The sequence below is a fragment of the Flavobacterium algoris genome, assembly GCF_048158525.1.
GTDB classification, from domain to species: Bacteria; Bacteroidota; Bacteroidia; order Flavobacteriales; family Flavobacteriaceae; genus Flavobacterium; species Flavobacterium algoris.
The window spans coordinates 128,103-150,336 of the sequence record NZ_JBLNKT010000007.1 but is presented as its reverse complement, the minus strand read 5'-3'; the positions used below and the strand labels follow the sequence as shown (position 1 = coordinate 150,336).

Below are 22,234 nucleotides of genomic sequence, written 5' to 3'. Positions count from 1 at the left end.
TAATTTTTAATTTAAAGTAATTAGACATTACCTTTTTTCAATCGCAACTGATTTTATAATGGATTCCAATTCATGCATCAGGTCTCGTTTTTCCTTTGACGGTGCATAACAAAAACCTTCCAAAACCAAAATCCTACTGTATTCCTTGTCTATAATCGCATAATTGATAAATGGACCCGCCATAAAATCATTTTTTAATTCCCAAGTTCCTTTGGTCTCATAAGCATCTTTTCCGTCAAGAGTAATCTTTGAAAGATAAGGTGCATAGGCTTCTTCAGTAATCATATTAGTTTTGGGTTCTGTCCCACTAATATATAAATTACCTATTGAATCCCGCATTTTTATGATATTGGAAATCAGATTTGGATTTTTTTTGATGTAATTCAAAGGAACCTGATAAATTAACAAACTTGTATTTCCGCCGTTGATTTCCTTTTTCAACCACATAAAATTACTTTTGTGGAGTACATACGTATAACCGGTAGGAATCTTTATCGAGATATGAAATTTATTGTCAATTACTTGTGGATTCAGTAATGATTGATTGTTAATTTTCTGGCTTTCGGCAATTTCCGCTTGCTTGATTAATTGAATCATTTGTGGGGCATTTTTTTCCAGACTGGCTATAATATCAGCACCGGTCTTTCCTGAAATATGAAACACATTTTGAGGTGATGCGTATTGATTTTTCTTTATTTCAAATTTATTTTGCGATTCTTTCTTTACCACAATAATTGCTCGGGTATCTGTCATGAAGCCTTCCAGAAGCTTGACCGGATATTGATTTATGGTAAAAAGCGGTTCTTCCTGTGGCAATCCAATGACTGGTGATGCAAACTTATTTCGAATGCTGTCCCCTATTTCACCATTCCACAACTGATCATCAATAATAACTGAAATAGTATTGATTTTTCCAGTCGTTTTACGATGCAAATCATCATTTTTCTTTGCACAAGAAAAAAACAACAGAGAAACAAGAAGCAATAAAAAATGGGTTTTATTCATTATAATTTAATTCTGAAATAAAACCCAAATTTATAGAAGTTTGTCGGATTATCCGTTTATTTTTAACTTCATTCCGGGTTTAATACCTTCACCGCGAATATCGTTCCATTTTTTAATATCTGAAATAGTTACTCCAGGATATTTTTTGGCAATACTAAATAAAGAGTCGCCTTTTTTTACATAATACTCCGCCGCCTCTTTTTTAGAAACTGAAGCTATATTTTTTTTCTTGAAAGAACTGAACGAAGCTTTATCAATAGTAATTGCAATTTCGTTTTTGGCAACAATCAAAGTAGCTCCTAGAGCAATATTATGGTCTGATAAATTATTCCATTGTTGTAAATGCGTTAAAGTTGCTCCAAACTTCTTAGCGATATTCCCTAGATTATCACCTTTTTGAACGACATATTCTATGTCCTTTCGTTCAGGATTAGAAGCTAATTCTTCTTCTTTGTTAACTTTAACCTCAGAAGTTGCTACTCTTTGATTTTCCGAAACAGTTTCAATAGGAACCTCCTCTACTTTAGGTTCTTTCTTAACCGTTCTTACAATACTTTGTTCGGTAATAATTTTTAAACTTTTACCATATGGAACTGAATTGCTTCGGAGTTTATTCCATTTCTTCAAATCAGAAACGGCGATATCATATTTATCGGCAATTTCACTCAGATTATCTCCACGTCGTACTTTGTAATAGGAAGTTTTAGGAAGTTTTATTTGTTGCAAAGCATAATTAACTGTATCTCTTTTAAAAATAGGTTTTGTAACCTGAAACGGTTTTTCCCTAAGATTTAATTCGTGGTCAGCGTAAGCATAAATTCGATCTTCATTTGAAACAAAAACAGCTATTTTTTCCTGTGGCAATCTCAAGAAATGATTTTCATCATGATAAAACGGAATCACATTTAGCTTATACGATGGATTTAATAACTGCAATTGTGCCATTGGAACATCAAGCAAATCAGATATTTGTTTGAATGTCATTTGCTTTTTAATCAGGATTGTATCCGTAGCAAAATGTTTAATTATTGCTCTGTCCGGTTTTATACCGTGCTCCTTGTGGTATTCATAAATATACATTGTTGCTAAAAAAGCAGGCACATATCCTTGCGTTTCTTTTGGAAGATTTTTTCTAATATTCCAATAATTTTGTTGACCACCAGAACGTCTGATTGCTTTAGAAACATTTCCCGGTCCAGAATTATAAGAGGCTAAAACCAAGTCCCAATCGCCAAATATTTTGTACATATTAGACATATATTGTGCTGCAGATTCAGAAGCTTTCAATACATCACTCCGTTCATCAATATAGGAATCGATTTTCAAACCATATTGTTTCCCTGTTTGATACATAAACTGCCAAAGTCCTGTAGCACCAACTCTTGAAACTGCTTTTGGGTTTAAAGCGGATTCTACCACTGCTAAATATTTTATTTCCAAAGGAACATTTTGTTTGGCTAGCGCTTCTTCAAAAAGTGGGAAGTAATATTCGGAAATACCCATCAATCGTTCAAAAGATTTCTTCCTGTATTTTAGAAATGATTTGATGATGTTTTCCAGACCTTGATTGTATTCAATATTGAAAGGTGATTTTGCATCCATCGCCGCCAGTCTTTCTTTCAAAAGTGCTGTAGGCAATTCATAATCCACTTTTTCGTCAATATTAATGTTTTTTATATCATCGGTTATATTGTTGTATAAATCTAAATTGGTCAATTCTTTCATCCACAGGCTATCAACACAAGTGGCCATGTCATCTTTCACGAAAGTTTTCTTGATAGAATCTAAATAGGATAATTTGGGTTCTATTTTTACAATGTTTTTATTTTCAACAAGTTCTTGTGAAAACACAGTTACTGACAGCAATAGAAAAAACGATAGGGTGGTATTTTTTATATTCATATTTTTATGATCAATGACCTATATTACAAATGATTACAAATGATTACAAATCTAATTTTTACAAACTTAAGAGGTTGAAACTAAAAATTTCTTTAAATATTGTTAAAAATGCAACATTTCGTTCAATTATGAAGAATTTTCCTTGATTCCATTGTAAAAACTTCTTTTAAAATACAATTCATCAAATTTTAAAACTAAAAAAACCTTAGCGACAAATAGTTCTTCGCTAAGGTTTCTTATTATTATAATTAGGTTTTATTTCTTAATCTGGATTACAGTTAAAATCAAACCATTTTGAATCAATCAATTAGTCTAATATCGCTGCAATTCCTGGCAGTACTCTTCCTTCAAGCATTTCAAGCATAGCACCTCCACCAGTTGAAACATAACTCATTTTGTCTTCTAGTCCAAATTGTTTTACAGCAGCTACTGAATCTCCACCACCTACAAGTGAGAAAGCTCCGTTTGCAGTTGATTCAGCAATGAAATTACCAAGAGCAATTGTTCCGTTAGCAAAACTCTCCATTTCAAAAACTCCTAATGGACCATTCCAAAGAATAGTTTTAGAATCCATAATTACTTTTTTGAAGTTTTCCAATGATTTTGGTCCAGCATCAAGTCCTTGCCATCCATCAGGAATTTCTTTTACGTCAACAATTTGAGTATCGGCAGTATTTGAAAAATCATTTGCTGCAACAACATCAACCGGAATGTGAATTTGAACTCCTTTTTCTTTAGCCAATCTCAAGATTTCCAATGCCAATTCTAGTTTGTCATCTTCACAAATTGAATCTCCAATTTTACCTCCTAATGCTTTCACAAAAGTAAATGTCATTCCACCACCAATAATCATGTGGTCTACCTTATCCAAAATATTCTCGATAACCGTAATTTTAGAAGAAACTTTAGATCCACCAAGAACTGCTGTTACTGGTTTTTCGCTATTTTTCAAAACTTTATTTAAACTTTCGATTTCTTTAGCCAATAATAATCCGAAGCATTTTTCCGTTGGGAAAAACTGAGCGATAATTGTAGTCGAAGCGTGTGCTCTGTGTGCTGTTCCAAAAGCGTCGTTTACATAAATATCACCAAGTGACGCTAATTCTTTTGCAAAAGCAACATCTCCAGCTTCTTCTTCGCTATGAAAACGTAAATTTTCCAATAATAAAACTTCTCCCGGTTGTAATTTTTCAGCTGCGTTTTTAGCCTCTTGACCGATACAATTTGAAACAAACTGAACAGGTACTCCAAGCACTTCTGAAGTGGTTTTCAAGATGTGTTTCAATGAATATTTTTCTTCAACACCTGATGGTCTGCCTAAATGTGACATCAAAATTACGCTTCCACCTTGAGCAAGAATAGCATCAATTGTAGGTTTTGCCGCTTCGATACGAGTAGCATCTGTTACGTTGAAATTTTCGTCCAAAGGCACATTAAAATCAACACGTATTATTGCTTTCTTAGTTGCAAAATTAAAATCGTTTAAAGTTTTCATTAAGTATATTTTTAGTTTGTTTTTTTTGAAAGAATAACAAATATAGAACTTTTCAGGAACTAAAAAATAAGAATAGTTTGAAAATTAGGGAAATCCACTAACGAAAACGTTGTAATTGTCTCAAATTATTTATTTTTTGAAATTAATTTTAAGGAACCTACTTTTATTTTTTATACTTTTAAAAGTAATTTAGCTATAAAAAAATAGCTCCTTTCATTTTGACTTTTAAAATTATGAAACATTCTTTTTTGTTTGATTTAGATGCCAGTTATATTGTGGTTTTTTTATTTTTTTTCATGCTCATAGCGATAAGAATAGGGTACACAATTGGATTCAAAAAACCGAAAAAAGATTCTGATGATTTTGGAATTTTATCCTCTTTATTAGGATTATTGGCTTTGTTATTGGCTTTTACATTTGGAATGGCGGGTTCTCGTTATGAAAACAGAAGAACAAATCTAATAAACGAAGCAAATAGTATTGGAACGGCAATTTTACGTTCGGATGTTTATCCGGATAGTTTGAAAAAGGTTTATAAAGCTGATTTTCAAACGTATTTAAACGCTAGAATCGACTATTTCGAGTCGAATAGAGATGATGATAAAATCAATTCATCGCTAAAAAAATCGGAGGAATACAGTAAAAAATTATGGAATCGAGCTAGTTTTTACGCAAAAAACAAAGATTATTTTATTCAATCTAATATGATGTTGCCAGCCTTAAATGATATGTTTGATGCCGCATCTTCTACTAATACCGTGTATAATTCGGCTGTTCCTGAATCCATCGTTTATTTATTATTGGTGTTTTCGATTATTATTTCATTTTACATTGGCTATAGTTCCGGTTCTAAAAAAGTAATGGACAAGTATTTTATCGTCGGGTTTTGCTTTCTTTCTTGTGTCGTGATTTTGGTTACTTTAGATTTAGACCGACCAAGACGCGGTTTAATTGATTTGGGAAATGAAATCAGTTTATTGAAAGAATTAAAGAGTAATTTTTAAGCATTTGGAATTTCTAAAACGATAAGAAGCGCATTTTCGGATAAGGCTTCCTATTCTAAAGAGTCAATCCCAGACAGACTTAATCCGTCTTTTGATTCTAACAATCGATTTTCAATTTCAAAAGCACCATTAATTACAAAAACAAAAACGCCGTTCGAATTGTTTTTAAGCGAATAAACCCCCTCTTTTCTTGCGTCATACATACCAATATAACCCAATGTCTTTGAAATTTCGAATAATGGAATTAATTGGTTTTTATCGGTTAAACCAAAATGAAACTGTTTGAAATTACTTTCGAAATCTTGACTTTTGGCATTGAATCCTATTTGTAAATAACTGACATTTTCTTCCTCATAAGAATTAGTAAGCTCTAAAGTCATTCCTTTTTTGGCAGAAACAATTCGGATTTGCTCGACTCCAATAAAACTTTCATTTCCTAAACTGTCTTTGTAATCTACTCCGGCAAACAGCGGCAAAATAAGCATCGTATTATTAGCTTCTAAAACCGTTTTCATCGAATGTTATGGCGCAACTATAATTTCATTCAAAAAATGTAAAATCCCGAATGGTTTTCGACTTTCTTCGAAATAACTTCCAAAATTGAAAGTAGAAAAACAGTTCTGTCCATTTGATTCCAACTTTCCTCTTGATTCAGATTTGAATATTTGTGCAGGATTTTGTTGTATCATAAAAATAGCCTTTACAATTAAACTATAAACCTGCAAAATTTTAAAATCTTACAGGTTTTGGTATTGTTTTTTATTTACTAATTCAAAAAACTTAACCCGCAACATTTATGGTGTGTTCCAAGACAAATCCTTCGGCAATACTTCCGGTAATTGTTGATAATTCATTGGCAACGCCATCTGAAAACACATTATCACTGGCATTATAAGTATAGCCCGTCATTCCTTTAGAATATCCATTGGCTGTGGATGCATTTACTAACACAACGGCACTGCTTGAACCTTCAGGAAATGCAATTTGAGTAACTAACAATGAGGTTCCCGAAGCATTATACACATGAACATCAATGTGCGTTGCTCTACCGCTATACCATCCTGGAAAAATAGATTTATAACGAACTATTCCATCGGTATTTGTAGTTTGTCTTCCTCTCAAAAAATGAACTGTTGTAAAATCGGCTGATTGCATTCCGGTTCCTCCATATTCTGAATAATAACCGTCCTTATCACAATGCCAAATATCTACAATGGCACCAGCCAAAGCAGCACAACTGGCATTGGTGTTTTTTATGGCAACATTAATGGCAAATGCTACTCCAGTTCTATCACTCACAATGTTAGTCGTTACCAATGAAGCAGGTGTTTTGGTAGGAAATGGTCCCGCTGTTTCTGAAGAAGTCACGGTACAACTTCCTGATGTAGAAGTAGAACCTGTTGAAGAATTCGCCTCATCACTGTTACAGGCCTTAATTATAGGAATGACTAAGGATCCTAATCCTATTAATCCCAATCCTTTTAAAAAATCTTTTCTTTCCATAGCAAATACCTTTTTAATATTACAATGACAAAAGTATTTAAATGTAAATAAGTGCTGAAATTTATGAGGTAACCGAAAGATTTTATGCGGTAAACAAGTAAAAACTAGATTAAATTTGTAATTTTCAACAATAACACAACAGCTTATTCTTTATGGATTGCAGCAAAAAAAGCACTTTCATAACTCGCACTTATCGGAATCTCTTCCTGATTAATGTAAATTATTTTGTTTTGCACCTTTTCAATTTTAGAAATAGGAACAATAAAAGAACGGTGTACTCTTATAAATTCGGGAACAGGTAACTTTTGAAGGGCAACAGGAAATAGATCAGAAAATAGATTCTATCGTGACCATTACTTGCTAAATTAGGTAAACTAAAAACACTTCCTGACGAAGTAAATGCATATGGCAAAAGCATAAATGCTAAGCACAAACAAAAATGCAACACATAAAAGGAAATATCTTTTTTCATAAATCAAATTAACCATTCAAATTTAAGATTCTAACCCGTAGCATTCAAATTATTACGGTGAAAACGTTAATTATTGAGGTAATTACAAATTATCTTAAACGAATGCCGTATTTGATTATGAAATTCAAACCCTTTTTAAGAATCATTTTGCAAACTTCCTAACGTGAAACTTTGCATCCTAAAATTTTAGACTAAACCATTTTCTTCTATCTTTGCTTCATGCAATTTTCAGAAATTTTAGGACAAGAACACATTAAAAGTCATTTGACAAAAAGTGCTAATTTGGGCAGAATTCCCCATGCACAATTATTTGTCGGTCCAGAAGGAAGTGGTACATTACCTATGGCAATTGCTTATGCACAATACATTATCTGCAGCAATCAAAACTCAGAAAACTCAGGTTCAAACGAAGCTTGCAATATCAAATTCCAAAAAACATCGCATCCGGATTTGCATTTTATCTATCCAACCGTAAGTACCGAAGATGTAAAAACGAAACCAAAAAGCATTGATTTTATCACAGAATGGCGGGAGTTTTTAAACCAAAATCCGTACGGAAGTTTGTTTGATTGGTATCAAATGTTAGGCGTTAAAAATAAACAAGGAGAAATAAGGGTTGACGATGCCCAGGAAATCTTGAAATCGCTCGCTTTAAAATCCTACGAAGGCGGATACAAAATAATGATTATTTGGATGGCCGATAAATTGAATATTGCCGCTTCCAATAAATTATTGAAACTATTGGAAGAGCCAACGGACAAAACGGTTTTCATCCTCATTTCAGAAAACGAAGAAGATATAATTCAAACCATTCGTTCCCGATGCCAAGTTTTGCATTTTAATGGTTTGAGCGAAAAAGTTATTTCCGAAGCCTTAATTTCAAGAGAAAATATAGAATCTAAAACGGCTATAAAAATAGCACATCAAGCACAGGGAAATTATAACAAAGCACTGCAATTATTGCAACCGGACAGTGAATCTGTTTTTTTCGAAAAATGGTTTGTTGATTGGGTTCGTGCGGCTTTTAGAGCCAAAGGAAATGCAGCTGCCATTCAGGATTTGATTCAATGGAGCGAACAAATTGCCAGTTTAGGAAGAGAAACCCAAAAGAAATTTTTACACTTTTGCATCGATATGTTCCGTCAGGCATTGTTGCTCAATTATCAAACCGCAAGTTTGGTTTACATGGAACCACAAGTGGAGAAATTCAAACTGGAGAATTTTGCCCCTTTTGTAAATGGCAACAATATAAATGATATTTTTAAAGAACTTTCGGATGCGATGTATCATATTGAACGCAACGGAAATGCAAAAATTATTTTAACCGATTTATCTATAAAACTAACCCGTTTAATTCACAAAAAATAAAAACATGAACAACATTACTTCTATTTTAATTTTGATTTTTCTGGCAATTACTTTTCTGCAATCCGGTTACGACAAGCTCTTTTATTGGAAAGATAATGTAGACTGGTTAAAAGGTCATTTTGCTAAAACCCCATTAAAAAATCAAGTGCCTTTAGCTTTATTGAATATTTTAGTTTTAGAATTAATTTCCGGTATTTTATGCATTGTTGGCTGCATCGAATTATTGATAAACAATGGAAGAATCTTTGGGTTTTACGGAGCGGTTTTCTCTTGTATCACTTTATTAATGTTGCTTTTCGGACAACGATTAGCCAAAGATTATGATGGTGCCAGAACGATTGTTATCTATTTTATTCCTGCTATAATGGCCGTTTATTGGTTAAACTAAAACCACAACTATTTTAAAAAAAACACTTACCTTTTATACAAAAAAATGACTCCAAAACATCCTTCAGAATCCCTGACGATATTAACCGATTTAGTTTTACCGAGCGAAACTAATCCTTTGAATAATCTTTTTGGTGGTGAATTATTAGCCAGAATGGATCGCGCAGCCAGTATTGCAGCCGGAAGACATTCCCGAAGAATAACCGTTACCGCATCCGTAAATCACGTAGCGTTTAACAGAGCCATTCCGCTGGGAAGTGTTGTAAATGTGGAGGCCAAAGTCTCCAGAGCTTTCAAAAGTTCAATGGAAATATATATTGACGTTTGGGTAGAAGACAGACAATCAGGAAACCGTACCAAAGCCAATGAAGCCATTTATACTTTTGTAGCTGTTGATGATACCGGAAGACCTGTAGAAGTACCACAAATAGTTCCAGAAACAGAACTGGAAAAACAACGTTTTGATGCAGCACTAAGACGCAAACAGCTCAGTTTAGTTTTAGCAGGAAAAATGAACCCTCATGATGCTACTGAATTGAAGGCATTGTTCGCGTAACAATCTTATATTAGCTTGTTATTTTTTATTACAATTTAGATTTGAAAATATTCTTGAAAGAGAAAATTTACATCAAAAAAAGAAGTATTTTTACGAAAATAAATGTTCTCACATAAACGAAATTTTCAGGATAATTAGTCATTCTGTCAGTTTCTTACAGTTATAAAATAATACAAATAGATGAAAGAAAAGGTAAAAGAGAAGATGAGTACAGAGAAAGAATCCAAATTAAAAGCGCTACAACTTACGCTTGACAAACTAGACAAAACATACGGAAAAGGAACCGTAATGAAAATGGGGGATAAAGCCATTGAGGAAGTAGAAACTATTTCTTCCGGGTCTTTAGGAATCGATTTAGCATTAGGGGTTGGAGGATATCCAAGAGGAAGAATCATTGAAATATACGGTCCGGAATCATCTGGAAAAACAACTTTGACGCTTCATGCCATTGCTGAGGCTCAAAAAGCGGGTGGAATCGCTGCTTTTATTGATGCAGAACATGCTTTCGATAGAAATTATGCAGAGAAATTAGGCGTAGATATCGAAAACCTAATCATTTCTCAACCAGATAATGGGGAACAAGCATTAGAAATTGCTGAAAACTTGATTCGTTCAGGAGCAATTGACATTGTTGTAATTGACTCCGTTGCTGCTTTGACTCCAAAAAGTGAAATCGAAGGGGAAATGGGCGATTCTAAAATGGGTCTTCATGCGCGTTTGATGTCTCAGGCATTGCGTAAATTAACAGGAACCATCAGCAAAACAAATTGTACTGTTTTCTTTATTAACCAGTTAAGAGAGAAAATTGGGGTAATGTTCGGTAATCCGGAAACTACAACGGGAGGAAATGCATTGAAATTTTACGCATCGATTCGTTTAGATATTCGTCGTTCTACTCAAATAAAAGATGGTGATAATGTACTTGGAAACAGAACCAAAGTAAAAGTGGTGAAAAACAAAGTCGCTCCGCCATTTAAAATCGCTGAATTTGACATCATGTATGGGGAAGGAATTTCAAAAACAGGAGAAATTTTGGATCTTGCAGTAGAATTTGAAATCATCAAAAAAGCGGGATCTTGGTTCAGTTATGGTGAAACTAAATTAGGGCAAGGTCGTGATGCTGTTAAGTCTTTAATAAAAGACAATCCGGAATTAGCGGATGAATTAGAAGAAAAAATTAAAGCCAGAATAAAAGAATTAGCAGAAGCATAAAAACCAAAACCCGAAATTTATTCGGGTTTTTTTTTATTTTACACGCAACCTTTTTCAAAAAATTATATCTATTAAAAAACAGCGTCAACCACATTTGATGAAGCTGAATAGTATAAATTTAAAAAATGAAAAAAATGAAAAAATTTGCTCTGTTTATTCTGTTCGTTACCACCCTGACAGGATGCTCTCTTGATAATGGCAATCAAGATACTTATACCTATGAAGTACTTCCTGTAGACAGTTATACCTTACCTGAAAAATTTACATTGGGAAATACCTATGAAATAAAATTAAAATATACAAAACCTACTGAATGTCATTTTTTTCAAGGTATTTATTACAGTAAAGAACTAAATACACGAACTATAGCCATTCAAGCTGCTGTAAAGAATGGCCAAGTTTGTACACAATCAATCCCGGCTCCGTCTGAAGCGTCTTTTAATTTTTATGTAACCAATACTGGTTCGTACATTTTTAAGTTCTATAAAGGAAAAGATGCCACTGGTAATGAGATTTTCGAAGAAGTAGAAGTTCCTGTAGTCAACTAACAACTAGAATAAATTCTGTGGGATTAGATCAAATAATTAATGACTGTAAAAAAAGTTGCTCCAAAGCTCAAGAACAATTGTATCAATTGTTTGCTAAAAAGTTTTTTGGAGTATGCTTGAAGTATTCCAGTAATTATGCTGATGCCCAAGACAATTTACAAGATGGGTTTCTAATTATCTTCAAAAAAATAGAACAGTTTAGCGGCAAAGGCTCTTTTGAAGGCTGGGCCAAAAGAATAATGATAAACAATGCGCTCCAAAAATACAAAGGGGTCCGATACATGGAGGTTATCAATGAAAATATTCCTGAAGAGGAAGTTGAAATTGACGATGAAAATATCCCGATTGAATATTTAATGCGAATCATTCAAGAATTACCTGATCAATATAGATTAGTATTCAGCCTCTACGTTCTCGATGGTTATTCTCATAAAGAGGTCGCAGAAATGCTTAAAATAGCTACAGGAACCACAAAATCGAATCTTGCTAGAGCACGGTTGATTTTAAAAGAGAAAATAGAAGCATATACAAGAATTGAAATAAAGTCATTGGCAAAATGAACGATAAAAAAAACATAGACCGACTGTTTCAAGAAAAATTCAAAGATTTTGAAGCAGAACCAAACGATCAAGTTTGGATAAACATAGAAGCCGCTTTAAAGAAAAAGGAAAAAGAGCGAAAAATAATTCCGTTTTGGATGCAGTTTTCAGGAATCGCCGCTGCCTTTATTTTAGGCTTATTTGCCTTGAACATGATCTTCAAAACAAATACTGAACCTAAAAACAGTATCGTTTTAGAACAGAAAATTTTGGATAAAAAATTAGAACAGAAGGAATCCATTCCAAATAAAATTGAAAAAAAGAGTAACCCATTCGAAATAAAAAACAGTCACCAAGTAGTAATAACTAACCCAAAAACCTTTAGAAACCATGAAAAAGAAATTACAACTTTTACTCCATCAAAATCCATTGCTGACAAAAAGAAAAATCAAAATAATACTAACCTTTATTTCTCAAAAAATAATTCACCGTTAAAACAAACAGCAACTCGTAAAGACTTGATTAATTACAGCCCATTAATTGCGGATAAAAATAAGGCGCAAAATCCAAATTCGTTTGAGAACAATCAAAATCAAACGCTGGAAAAAAAGGCACTCCAAGAAAACGAGAAAACTAAAATTGCTGCTATAGAATCTAAAAAAGAACCCTCAATTACTCCGGAATCGCCAAACGAATTAGAGGAAATTCTAAAAACGAAACAAGCCGAAAAACAAACTGTTGTTCTTAGTAACAAAAACAAATGGCAAATTATACCCAATGTTGCCGCGGTGTATCTGAATTCAAATTCAGGTGGATCTCCTATTGACCCTCAATTCTCAAAAAACGAAAAAACAGCCGATAACAGCCTAAGTTTTGGTATTGGAGTAAATTATGCTGTTTCTAAAAAAATAGCCATAAGAACAGGTATTAATAAACTTACGTTAGGATACAACACCAATAACGTTGTTTATTCATCGGGGTTATCAAACAATAATTTGGCAAATATCAATTATAGTTCAAACCAATTAATTGAAATTAAAAACGAATCTGCCCTTAATACGCTAATCACTTTTGAAAAAGACTTGCAAAAAACTAATACCGGCGCATTAAATCAAAAAATGGGTTATTACGAAGTGCCGTTGGAACTTTCGTATGCCGTTTTAAACAAGAGATTTGGCATTAACGTAATTGGCGGAATAAGCACATTATTTCTAAATCAGAATAAAATATCGTTAGTTTCTTCTGATACCAATGTAAAATTAGGAGAAGCAAAAAATTTGAACGAAATCCATTTTAGTACTAATGTTGGATTGGGATTTAAATACCAATTGGTAAAATCATTTCAAATTAATTTTGAGCCTATGGTTAAGTATCAATTGAATACCTATTCCAAAAACTCTGGAGATTATAAACCCGTTTTTATTGGACTGTATTCGGGGATTATTTATAATTTTTAATGGAATTGAAAGCAATTAATTGGGCATAAATTATTTCTCGTACTTCTTCGCGAATTTCTTTTCTATCCAATCCGGTTTTGCCTAAAGTTTCCACATGTGAATGTATTTTAACCCGCATGAGTCCGGGACTCCCACTAAAAAATTTATAAGAAAATCTTTTTTTATTGTCTGCAAAAGTAATAGGGACAATCGGAATCTCATGATCAATTGCCAATCTAAAAGCACCATCTTTAAAAGAATCCAATAGAACCGACTCATCATCCGGAACGCCACCTTCTGGGAAAATACAAATACTCAGTCCTTGATTTATTCTTTTTTGTGCCCGATTAAAAACTTCCATTTTACTTTTGGAACAACTTCTATCCACCAAAATACAGGTTCTTTTGTAGAAAAATCCAAATAAGGGAATTTTTGATAATTCTTTTTTGCCTACAAAAACAAAAGGGTTTTTAATTGTGGCAAGCATCAGCATAATATCAGCCATTGAGGTATGATTAGCAACAATCATATAGCTTTTATGCGACTCCAGTTCTTGATTTTTATCTATTTTATAATAAAAACCCATTCCAAAAAGAATACATTTTGCCCAAATACGAGCCATCTTAAAAAAATACGGATAACCACTTTCAGTCAGAATAGACAATACTAAGAAAGGAAACATTACTAGTATAGGAATGGCCATCAAAATATAAAACCATACACGCCATAACGTCCAGAAAATAATTTTTATTCCTCTCATGACATCAAAAATAAGGAATCATATGTTAATATTATTAAAAGAATTAAATTTGAAAATTATTTATAACATAAAAACTAGAAAAACCTTGCGAACTTTGCGAAAAACTTTGCAACCTTTGCGGTAAATAAAATCATAATGGCAAAAATACTTACTGGTGTTCAAAGCACAGGAACACCACATTTAGGCAACTTACTTGGAGCAATCATTCCCGCAATAGCATTATCTGACAATCCTGAGAACGAATCTTTTCTTTTCATCGCCGACTTGCATTCCATAACGCAAATAAAAAACGGGGAAACTTTAAGAGCAAACACGTATAGTACTGCTGCCGCTTGGCTGGCTTGTGGCTTGAATGTAGAAAAAGTAGTTTTCTACAGACAATCTGATGTGCCGCAAACTGCAGAATTATCCTGGTATTTGAGTTGTTTTTTCCCTTTTCAACGCTTGACATTAGCGCATTCTTTCAAAGATAAAGCAGACAGACTGGAAGATGTAAATGCTGGTTTGTTTTCCTATCCAATGTTGATGGCTGCCGATATTTTATTATACGATGCCGAGTTTGTTCCCGTAGGAAAAGACCAATTGCAACATCTTGAAATTACACGCGATGTAGCGTCGCGTTTCAACCACCAAATGGGAGAAACTTTTGTACTTCCTGAAGCCAAAATTCAAGAAGACAGCATGCTTATTCCTGGAACCAATGGTGGGAAAATGAGTAAATCTGCCAATAATATCATCAATATTTTCCTAGACGATAAAGCGTTGCGTAAACAAGTCATGAGTATTGAAACGGACAGTACGCCACTTGAAGAACCTAAGAATCCTGATACATGTAATGCTTTTGCTATTTATTCTTTATTAGCAAATGAAGAACAACTAGCGACTATGACTGCCAATTATTTGGGTGGAAATTACGGTTACGGTCACGCCAAACAAGCCTTATTTGAATTGATAACAGAAACATTCAAAACCGAAAGAGAAAAATACAATTACTACATCAACAATCTTCCTGAAGTAGACGCTTTACTCAAAAAAGGAGCCGAAAAAGCGACAGTTGTTGCCAATGGTGTTTTGAGTAGAGTGAGAGAAAAATTGGGGTTTGAAGCAATATAAAATCATTTTTTATTAAAAAAAGTCCTATTGCAATTGCATTATATTTGTAATTCACAACTTAATTTGTCACGCTGGAAGCGTCTCAATTAATTTTCTCTCGTGCATTGAGACGCTTCCAGCGTGACAAACTAAGTAGAGTGTGTTTGTTGCCCATCAATATTATTCCAACAATTTTTTTCTTGCTATTTGTCACGCTGGAAGCGTCTCTATTTTATGTTTTTTATATTCACTAAATCGCCTCAAACAATTTTCCCGGCAAAGGCCGAATCACCCCTTTCAGTTCCATATTCAAGAGCATTCCTGAGATTTTATAAATAGGAAAATCACAGCGCAAGGCAATAATATCCATTACTTCTTTTCCGGTTTTTAAAAGGTAATCATACACTTTTTGTTCCTCTTCTTCCAAAGTTACAAACAATTGTTTTTGTACTGGTTTTACTTTTTTCTCCAAGTCCCAATTCAAGATATAAATTAAATCGGCAGCACTGGTGAGCACATTTGCTTTTTGGGTTTTTATCAGGTTGTTACAACCTTGGCTGTATTTGTCCGTAACACGTCCCGGAACGGCAAAAACATCACGATTGTAATCATTCGCCATATTGGCCGTAATTAACGAACCACCTCTATCGGCTGACTCAATTACAATAGTCGCTTCGGTCATGCCGGCAACGATTCTGTTTCTTCGCACAAAATTTTCTTTATCCGGATTCGAGGAGCTCCAAAACTCCGTCATAAAACCACCGTTTTGTTCTACTTTGGCTACATACTTTTTATGCGTTTTAGGGTAAATTTGATTCAAACCATGTGCCACCACTCCTATCGTTTGTAAATTATGTTCCATTGCCAGTTGATGTGCCACGATATCAACACCGTAGGCAAAACCACTTACGATTATGGGATCCAGCGGTGCTAAATCCTCAATGAGTTTTCTACAGAATTCTATTCCATAAGAAGTGATTTGACGCGTGCCTACGATACTGATTATTTTTTTGTTTTTTAAATTGATATTCCCCGAGGTAAATAATAAAAGTGGTCCGTCGATACAATGTTTCAAACGTTCCGGATATTCTTCGTCTTGAAAATAAACGGCATTAATGTCATTTGATTTTATGTATTGAAGCTCTTGATTCGCTTTTTCGAACACTGATTTGTCTTTTAAATTTTTCAGTAACATAGAACCTACGCCATCAATGGCGGCGAGTTGCCCTGTTTTTGTATTAAAGACTTCTTCGGCACTTCCGCAATGCGTAATCAGTTTTTTGGCCATAATATCACCCACACCTTCTACTCTTTGTAATGCCAATAAATAAAATAAATCTTGTTCTAACATAATCTTTATTTGTTTGCTAGTTTAATCGTTTATTTGTTTAACCATATTGTACCCTAGACGATTAAACTAATAAATATTTTACCGATTAAACGATTTAACAAATAAACGATTAACCATTTGAAATTGAAAGCGGATTGTTAATAAAAATTGTGAATAAAATTTTGATAACTATTTTCGTTGTATAACTTTGTAAGTATGAAAATCGAACTCTACATCGCGCAGCTTTTATACCGATATCAATGTGTAACCGTTCCGGGATTCGGGGCTTTTTTGACCGAAACTCAGTCGGCTCAGTTGAATGAAAGCACGAATACATTTTCTCCTCCTAAAAAAATGATTTCTTTCAATGCGAATCTAAAGAATAATGATGGATTATTAGCAAATCATATTGCTCAAACTGAAAAAACATCTTATGAATATGCCGTAAGTGCCATTCAGTATGAGGTTTTTACTTGGAAAAAAGCATTAGAAGAAAACAACATTTTTTCTTTAAAAAACATAGGAGATTTTTGTTTGAATGCCGATAATAATTTGGTTTTCACGCCTTACGACCAAACCAATTATTTGGCAAGTTCTTTTGGTTTAGCTCCTTTTATTTCTCCTCTTGTAAAAAGAGAAATCTTCGAAAAACAATTACTAGCAATTGAAGAAAAAGAAACTATTCAATTGGTTCCTGAAACTAGAACAGCAAGTCCCTATTTAAAATATGCTGCGATTTTCGTATTAGGATTAGGTCTTACAGGAAGTGTTGGTTATTCCATTTACCAAAACCAAATCGCCTCAGAAACAATGCTTGTTGAAGCTGCTGTTCAAAAACAAGTACAAAATAAAATTCAAGAAGCTACTTTCTTTATCAAAAGTCCAGTTCCAGCTGTAACATTATCAGTTAAATCAACCGTTAAGGAAGCAAAAATGCCGTATCACATTATGGCTGGTGTTTATAGAGAAGAAAAAAATGCAACTAAGACCTTTAATCAATTAATTCATTTAGGATACAAAGCCCGTCGCATTGCTCCTAATAAACATGGATTGTTTCCTGTACTTTACGGAAGCTATTCTACTTTTGCAGAAGCGCAAAAAGCACAATCTGAGATTCAGAAAAAACATAATCCAGAAGCTTGGATATTAATTGAATCCTTATAAAATGTAAAAAACCTATTCAAATCGAATAGGTTTTTTTTAGCTTTTAATTCAAACTTGCTTTAAACATTTTTAATTCGTCCCAAGTAAACTTCTCGCCTACTTGTTCTTTCAAATTATTCAAAGATTCCTCTTTGTAGCCTCTAAAAACTTCTCCAAGTTCCCGTAGCTTATCTTCGGGTAAAACATCCGTAATGGCAATGGTTCCGGCTTGAATAAGCCGTACTAAATGCCCGTCGATGGTTTGTATCGTCAGTTTTCTGATCGAAGCGATTTCTGCAACCGAATTCTTCTCCAGCCACAATTCATAGGTTTCCTGCACCGTAGATTTCTTAGGTTCTTTTTTATCTGATTTCTTTTTTGAAGTATAACGCTCCACATCGTTATCATCATCAATCAAAGTGATATTTAATTTCTTAAATTGATTCTGGATCGCTTCCGTTTTTCGGCTGATGTAATTTTTAATTTCTGACGAAGTCAATTTCTCTTTCGAAATAGTTTCACCAGCAACAACGGTTTCAATCAATAATTTGGCTTTCATTAATCGCAAAACAGCTTTAGACTGTAATTCTTCCAAAACGATTAATTCATCATAAAAGGCTTTTACTTTCTTGATGCGTTTTACTTCTTCCAGTTTCCAAAGGATTTCAAAAACCAAATCATCCATTGGCTCCAGAAAATAACCAAATGCTGCTTGAATTCTTTCCGAAATATGGTTTAAATCGGCAGTTTCTTGGCTGAAAAGCTTATTCAATTGGGATATGAATTTTTTGGATGGATCCAAAAGTTGTTCGATGACTTCCGTTTGCTTTTTGGCCCACACCGCATGTTTGGATTTCTCTGAATTTTCTGATTTTTCCGAATAGCTGAATCTATGATTCCGCCATTCCTGAGCCAAATCGGCCCAATCGAAGCTGTTAATCAAATAATTGTGGATGAAATTTTTGGTTTCAAAGTGCAGTGCATTTTCTAAAAATGAATCCGAAGCTTTGTTGAGTGAATAATCCATCACGTCCTGGTCATTAGAAATTCCATTCATTCGCAACGGAGAAAGCAAAATAAGCCCTTCTAACGAGCGCAAACGTGATAATGCCACATATGCTTGTCCTGGAAGAAAAACTTGCGAAACATCAAGCGCGGCTTTGTCAAATGTTAATCCCTGACTTTTGTGAACCGTTATCGCCCAAGCTAATTTTATTGGATAATGAACAAAAGTTCCTAAAACCTCTTCTTCAATTTCTTTGGTCATTTCGTCTACTTTGTAGCGAATGTTTTGCCATTCGTATTTTTCGACTTCTATGGTTTTGTTTTCTTCTGGAAAATAAACTAAGATTTCATGGCTCGAAAGCGATTTGACAATCCCCATTTTTCCGTTGAAATAGTTTTTATCAAAAGACAAATCGTTTTTGACAAACATGATTTGTGCCCCTACTTTTAACTTTAATTGTTCTTCAACAGGGAATATTTTCTCTGGAAAGTCTCCCACAATTTCCGGTTTATAAACCACCAACTTTCCCTCTAAATCTTCTAAAGCCTGCGAATTCATTGAATCCGCTTTATTGTTGTGTGTAGTTAAAGTAATATATCCTTTATTGGCTTTTAAATCAAAATCCGGTTTTACGTATTGATTTAAAGTTTGTATATCTTCTTGAGAAATCTGGTTGTTTCGCAGGTTGTTTAAAACAGCAATAAAGGTATCATCAGTCTGGCGAAAAATCTTGGATAGCTCAATGTATAACGGTGGATTTTGCTGTACGACGTGCGAATGGAAAAAGAATTTTCCTTTGTAATATGTTTTTAACGTTCTCCATTCTTCATCCCGAATTACAGGAGGCAATTGTAATAAGTCCCCAATAAACAATACTTGAACGCCCCCAAAAGGGGTACTTTTTTTACGGACGGTTTGCATCATATAATCCATGGCGTCCAGTAAATCAGCGCGAAGCATACTGACTTCATCAATTACCAACAACTCCATATTGCGAATCACGGATTTCTTCAAACCGCTCATTTTGAAATGCCTGCGCAAAGTAGCTTTGGTTTCAAATTTGGTACTTTCAGAAAATTGAGGCGATGAATTATCCGGAATAAATCCTCCAAACGGCAACTGAAACATGGAATGTATCGTTACACCGCCCGCATTTAAGGCCGCAATTCCCGTAGGTGCAACAACAACGGTATTCTTGTGCGTAGTTTGGATAATTTCGCGTAAAAGGGTAGTTTTTCCAGTTCCTGCTTTTCCGGTAAGGAAAACGGATCGATGGGTTTGATTGATGAATCGTAAGGTGTAGGCGGCGGCTTCAGAAATTGTTTGCATTAGGCGTGTATATATAAAGCTAAAGTATTGAAAATAGGATTCATATTTTAATTTTTGGAAGACAATTTATATCGTGATCCACTATTTTTTAGCCCCGATAGCAGCGAAAATCCTCGAGATTTAGAAAGTGATTTTTTCTAGCCGGAAAAGAGCGACCGCAGGAAGCTCCTTTTATGGGTAAGAAAAAACGCTTTCTAAACGAGAGATTATAGCGAATAGCGGGAAATTGCTTCAAAAAAAATGCCTCCAATCTAAATTTTAGACGAAGGCATTCATTTGAATTAATATAAAAATTATTTTTTAGCTTCTTCTTTTGGAGTTGCAGATTTGTATTTGTCGTTCAATTCTTTAATGATTGCTTTTGTGATATCATATTTGTCTTCAGCATACAAGATGGAAGCTGCGTCGCCGGTTCCGTAGATGTAAGAGTATCCTTTTTCTTTACCATAGATTTTTATGAATTTTTTTACACCACTAACCAACGAATCCATTTCTTTACCGCTTTCTTGTTGCAACTCTTGTGCTAATTGTTGTTGTGCAGCACCTAATTGTTGCTCTCTTTTTTGCAATTCAGCTCCTTTTTGTTGTGCCCAAGCTTGACCGTTAGCCTGTGCTTGTGCTTGAAAACCTGCTGCTTCTTGTTTGAAACGATTAATTTCAGCTTCTAGCTGTCTTCCTTTCTCGTCTGATTTAGCTTTATATTTTGCTTCTAGATCTTTGGCTTCTGTATATTCTTTCATCAACACTGAAGTATCTACGTAAGCTGTTTTTACTTCCTTAACTTCTGCTGCTGGTTTGTTACAAGATACAAGTGAAATTGAAAGTGCGATAATTACTAATGCTTTTGTACACATATTTTTAATATTTCTTTTTTGGAATTCGTGAATCGATTTCATTTTGGTAAATTTCTAGTTTTAAGTATTGGTGACAAAAATATAAAAAAATAGATAGCATTGACATAAAGTTTGAAAATTGCAAAATATTTATGATATAAGATTTGATTATTATAATTGATAAACGTATAATTTATGACTATTAAAAATAGACTTCATATCTTTTAAATAAACGAATTAGTTTAAAAATCCGACAAAGACTTCAATTTGCCTAAAAAACGTCGTTTAAATGCGCTTAAAATGTTTTTTAGTTGTTTTTTAGGATGTAAATGTGCGAAGAATACTCAAAATCGCTCTTCGCCTCCCAATTGGATTGTAATCCGATAAAAAAGGCTTTGATGAAATTCATTTTACCAGTTTTGTATTTTTCGGAAAGCAAGCTCACATAAAAAGAGTCAAATTTCATAGGAAGTACTTTTACTAATTTCATTTCTTCTTTTTCGAAAAGCATTTTTATTGCCTTTTTAGAAAAATGCCAAAAATGAATCGGCACATCATAAGCCGCCCAAAATTTTCCGTAATGTTTTGCGTCAAATGATTTGAAGTTTGGAACCGCAATTATTAAAGTTCCGTGTGGTTTTAATAATCGTTTTAATTCTTTTAATTGCTCGTCTAAATCTGGAACATGTTCCAGAACATGCCACATCGAAATAACGTCAAAAGAATGACTTTCTAATTCGCTTGTTTCATTAACAAAGGAAACACCTTTCTGTTTTGCAATCACTTTAGCTTTATCACTTGGTTCCACTCCTATGGTATGCCAACCGTTTTCTTTGGCCACCGATAAAAAATCTCCTGTTCCTGCGCCAATGTCTAAAATGCTTCCTTTATCAGGCTGCAACGAATTAATTAAATTCAGTTTGTTTTTCAGCGCAATGCTTTTTACAAAATGATAGGCTTTTTCAAACAAGGATCGCTTACTGTCTGTATGGGAAATGTAATCCACACTTTCGTAATACTTTCCTAAATTTTCTAAACTGGGTTGCGGATGTGTGATTAACATATCCAACGCTTCGTCATGATATAAATCGAATGTTTCTTGAGAAACAGAATAATCTTTAACGGTTAAAAAATGCTTTTTGTTTGAAATATCCATAGTGTTAGTTTTCAGTTTTCAGTCGCAGTTTGCAGCTGAATCCCTTTATATAATGTAAATTTGATTTTGTTTCACGTGGAACGTATTGATTTCTGATTTTAGATTAACGAATTTTGATTGCAGATTTAAATCAAAATTCGTTAATCTAAAATCAGAAA

General features: G+C 33.8%; 21 protein-coding genes and 1 pseudogene. 10 read left to right on the top strand and 12 right to left on the bottom strand.

Annotated features, from left to right (window positions below; translation table 11 throughout):
- Positions 1 to 27 precede the first annotated feature (27 nt).
- The 3 genes from ACM55I_RS06020 to ACM55I_RS06010 all read right to left on the bottom strand — a co-directional run bounded on the left by ACM55I_RS06020 (position 28) and on the right by ACM55I_RS06010 (position 4,402).
- The gene (locus ACM55I_RS06020) at positions 28 to 1,005 is read right to left on the bottom strand and encodes a DUF4837 family protein (RefSeq protein WP_416845851.1); all 978 of its coding nucleotides are present in this window, start codon (positions 1,003 to 1,005) and stop codon (positions 28 to 30) included.
- 48 nt (positions 1,006 to 1,053) lie between these two features.
- Positions 1,054 to 2,907, bottom strand: a complete 1,854-nt coding sequence (locus tag ACM55I_RS06015; protein WP_416845850.1) for a LysM peptidoglycan-binding domain-containing protein — start codon at positions 2,905 to 2,907, stop codon at positions 1,054 to 1,056.
- A 307-nt stretch (positions 2,908 to 3,214) separates the two neighbouring features.
- Complete coding sequence (locus tag ACM55I_RS06010; RefSeq protein WP_416845849.1) at positions 3,215 to 4,402, bottom strand: phosphoglycerate kinase; 1,188 nt, start codon at positions 4,400 to 4,402, stop codon at positions 3,215 to 3,217.
- Positions 4,403 to 4,635: 233 nt separating this feature from the next.
- Between ACM55I_RS06010 and ACM55I_RS06005 the strand changes: the two genes are divergently transcribed.
- A complete protein-coding gene (locus ACM55I_RS06005) occupies positions 4,636 to 5,406 on the top strand; it encodes a bestrophin-like domain (RefSeq protein ID WP_416845848.1) in 771 nt (256 codons plus the stop codon).
- A 50-nt stretch (positions 5,407 to 5,456) separates the two neighbouring features.
- Here the strand turns inward: ACM55I_RS06005 and ACM55I_RS06000 are convergent, their stop codons facing one another.
- From ACM55I_RS06000 to ACM55I_RS05985, 4 genes and pseudogenes are all read right to left on the bottom strand, one after another.
- Positions 5,457 to 5,921, bottom strand: coding sequence for a pirin family protein (locus tag ACM55I_RS06000; RefSeq protein WP_416845847.1), 465 nt, complete (start codon positions 5,919 to 5,921; stop codon positions 5,457 to 5,459).
- A 6-nt stretch (positions 5,922 to 5,927) separates the two neighbouring features.
- Entirely contained in the window at positions 5,928 to 6,095 is a 168-nt protein-coding gene (locus ACM55I_RS05995) for a cupin domain-containing protein (protein WP_416845846.1), read from the bottom strand.
- Positions 6,096 to 6,186: 91 nt separating this feature from the next.
- Positions 6,187 to 6,909, bottom strand: a complete 723-nt coding sequence (locus ACM55I_RS05990; protein WP_416845845.1) for a dioxygenase family protein — start codon at positions 6,907 to 6,909, stop codon at positions 6,187 to 6,189.
- A 143-nt stretch (positions 6,910 to 7,052) separates the two neighbouring features.
- Positions 7,053 to 7,205: pseudogene (locus ACM55I_RS05985) on the bottom strand (LytTR family transcriptional regulator DNA-binding domain-containing protein); the annotation flags it as partial.
- 395 nt (positions 7,206 to 7,600) lie between these two features.
- On the opposite strand from ACM55I_RS05985, the gene ACM55I_RS05980 reads away from it, so the two are divergent.
- The 7 genes from ACM55I_RS05980 (at position 7,601) to ACM55I_RS05950 (ending at position 13,448) form a co-directional block, all read left to right on the top strand.
- On the top strand, positions 7,601 to 8,749 hold the full coding sequence (locus tag ACM55I_RS05980; protein WP_416845844.1) for a DNA polymerase III subunit: 1,149 nt from the start codon (positions 7,601 to 7,603) through the stop codon (positions 8,747 to 8,749).
- 4 nt (positions 8,750 to 8,753) lie between these two features.
- Positions 8,754 to 9,137 carry a DoxX family membrane protein gene (locus ACM55I_RS05975; protein WP_416845843.1) on the top strand — a complete coding sequence of 128 codons (384 nt, stop codon included), beginning with the start codon at positions 8,754 to 8,756 and terminating at the stop codon, positions 9,135 to 9,137.
- Between the two features lie 45 nt (positions 9,138 to 9,182).
- Positions 9,183 to 9,692, top strand: a complete 510-nt coding sequence (locus tag ACM55I_RS05970; protein WP_039108330.1) for an acyl-CoA thioesterase — start codon at positions 9,183 to 9,185, stop codon at positions 9,690 to 9,692.
- 204 nt (positions 9,693 to 9,896) lie between these two features.
- Positions 9,897 to 10,904 carry a recombinase RecA gene (gene recA / locus ACM55I_RS05965; RefSeq protein WP_091203513.1) on the top strand — a complete coding sequence of 336 codons (1,008 nt, stop codon included), beginning with the start codon at positions 9,897 to 9,899 and terminating at the stop codon, positions 10,902 to 10,904.
- Between the two features lie 134 nt (positions 10,905 to 11,038).
- The gene (locus ACM55I_RS05960; protein WP_416845842.1) at positions 11,039 to 11,452 is read left to right on the top strand and encodes a hypothetical protein; all 414 of its coding nucleotides are present in this window, start codon (positions 11,039 to 11,041) and stop codon (positions 11,450 to 11,452) included.
- 17 nt (positions 11,453 to 11,469) lie between these two features.
- A complete protein-coding gene (locus ACM55I_RS05955) occupies positions 11,470 to 12,012 on the top strand; it encodes an RNA polymerase sigma factor (RefSeq protein ID WP_416845841.1) in 543 nt (180 codons plus the stop codon).
- The gene (locus ACM55I_RS05950) at positions 12,009 to 13,448 is read left to right on the top strand and encodes a hypothetical protein (protein WP_416845840.1); all 1,440 of its coding nucleotides are present in this window, start codon (positions 12,009 to 12,011) and stop codon (positions 13,446 to 13,448) included. The genes ACM55I_RS05955 and ACM55I_RS05950 overlap by 4 nt, the downstream gene beginning before the upstream one ends.
- Here the strand turns inward: ACM55I_RS05950 and ACM55I_RS05945 are convergent.
- Entirely contained in the window at positions 13,432 to 14,187 is a 756-nt protein-coding gene (locus ACM55I_RS05945) for a lysophospholipid acyltransferase family protein (RefSeq protein ID WP_416845839.1), read from the bottom strand. The genes ACM55I_RS05950 and ACM55I_RS05945 overlap by 17 nt on opposite strands.
- A 135-nt stretch (positions 14,188 to 14,322) precedes the next feature.
- On the opposite strand from ACM55I_RS05945, the gene trpS reads away from it, so the two are divergent.
- Positions 14,323 to 15,300 carry a tryptophan--tRNA ligase gene (trpS, locus tag ACM55I_RS05940; RefSeq protein ID WP_416845838.1) on the top strand — a complete coding sequence of 326 codons (978 nt, stop codon included), beginning with the start codon at positions 14,323 to 14,325 and terminating at the stop codon, positions 15,298 to 15,300.
- A gap of 229 nt (positions 15,301 to 15,529) precedes the next feature.
- On the opposite strand, the gene dprA is transcribed toward trpS, so the two are convergent.
- A complete protein-coding gene (gene dprA, locus ACM55I_RS05935) occupies positions 15,530 to 16,630 on the bottom strand; it encodes a DNA-processing protein DprA (RefSeq protein WP_416845837.1) in 1,101 nt (366 codons plus the stop codon).
- 195 nt (positions 16,631 to 16,825) lie between these two features.
- Between dprA and ACM55I_RS05930 the strand changes: the two genes are divergently transcribed.
- Positions 16,826 to 17,773, top strand: coding sequence for an HU domain-containing protein (locus ACM55I_RS05930; RefSeq protein WP_416845836.1), 948 nt, complete (start codon positions 16,826 to 16,828; stop codon positions 17,771 to 17,773).
- A gap of 43 nt (positions 17,774 to 17,816) precedes the next feature.
- Here the strand turns inward: ACM55I_RS05930 and ACM55I_RS05925 are convergent, their stop codons facing one another.
- From ACM55I_RS05925 to ACM55I_RS05915, 3 genes are all read right to left on the bottom strand, one after another.
- Positions 17,817 to 20,087: a helix-turn-helix domain-containing protein gene (locus ACM55I_RS05925; protein ID WP_416845835.1), complete on the bottom strand. Its 2,271-nt coding sequence runs from the start codon at positions 20,085 to 20,087 to the stop codon at positions 17,817 to 17,819.
- A 293-nt stretch (positions 20,088 to 20,380) separates the two neighbouring features.
- The gene (locus ACM55I_RS05920; protein WP_416845834.1) at positions 20,381 to 20,983 is read right to left on the bottom strand and encodes an OmpH/Skp family outer membrane protein; all 603 of its coding nucleotides are present in this window, start codon (positions 20,981 to 20,983) and stop codon (positions 20,381 to 20,383) included.
- A gap of 244 nt (positions 20,984 to 21,227) precedes the next feature.
- Positions 21,228 to 22,076 (bottom strand): class I SAM-dependent methyltransferase, encoded by an 849-nt coding sequence (locus ACM55I_RS05915; protein ID WP_416845833.1) that lies wholly within the window; start codon positions 22,074 to 22,076, stop codon positions 21,228 to 21,230.
- Positions 22,077 to 22,234: the final 158 nt, after the last annotated feature.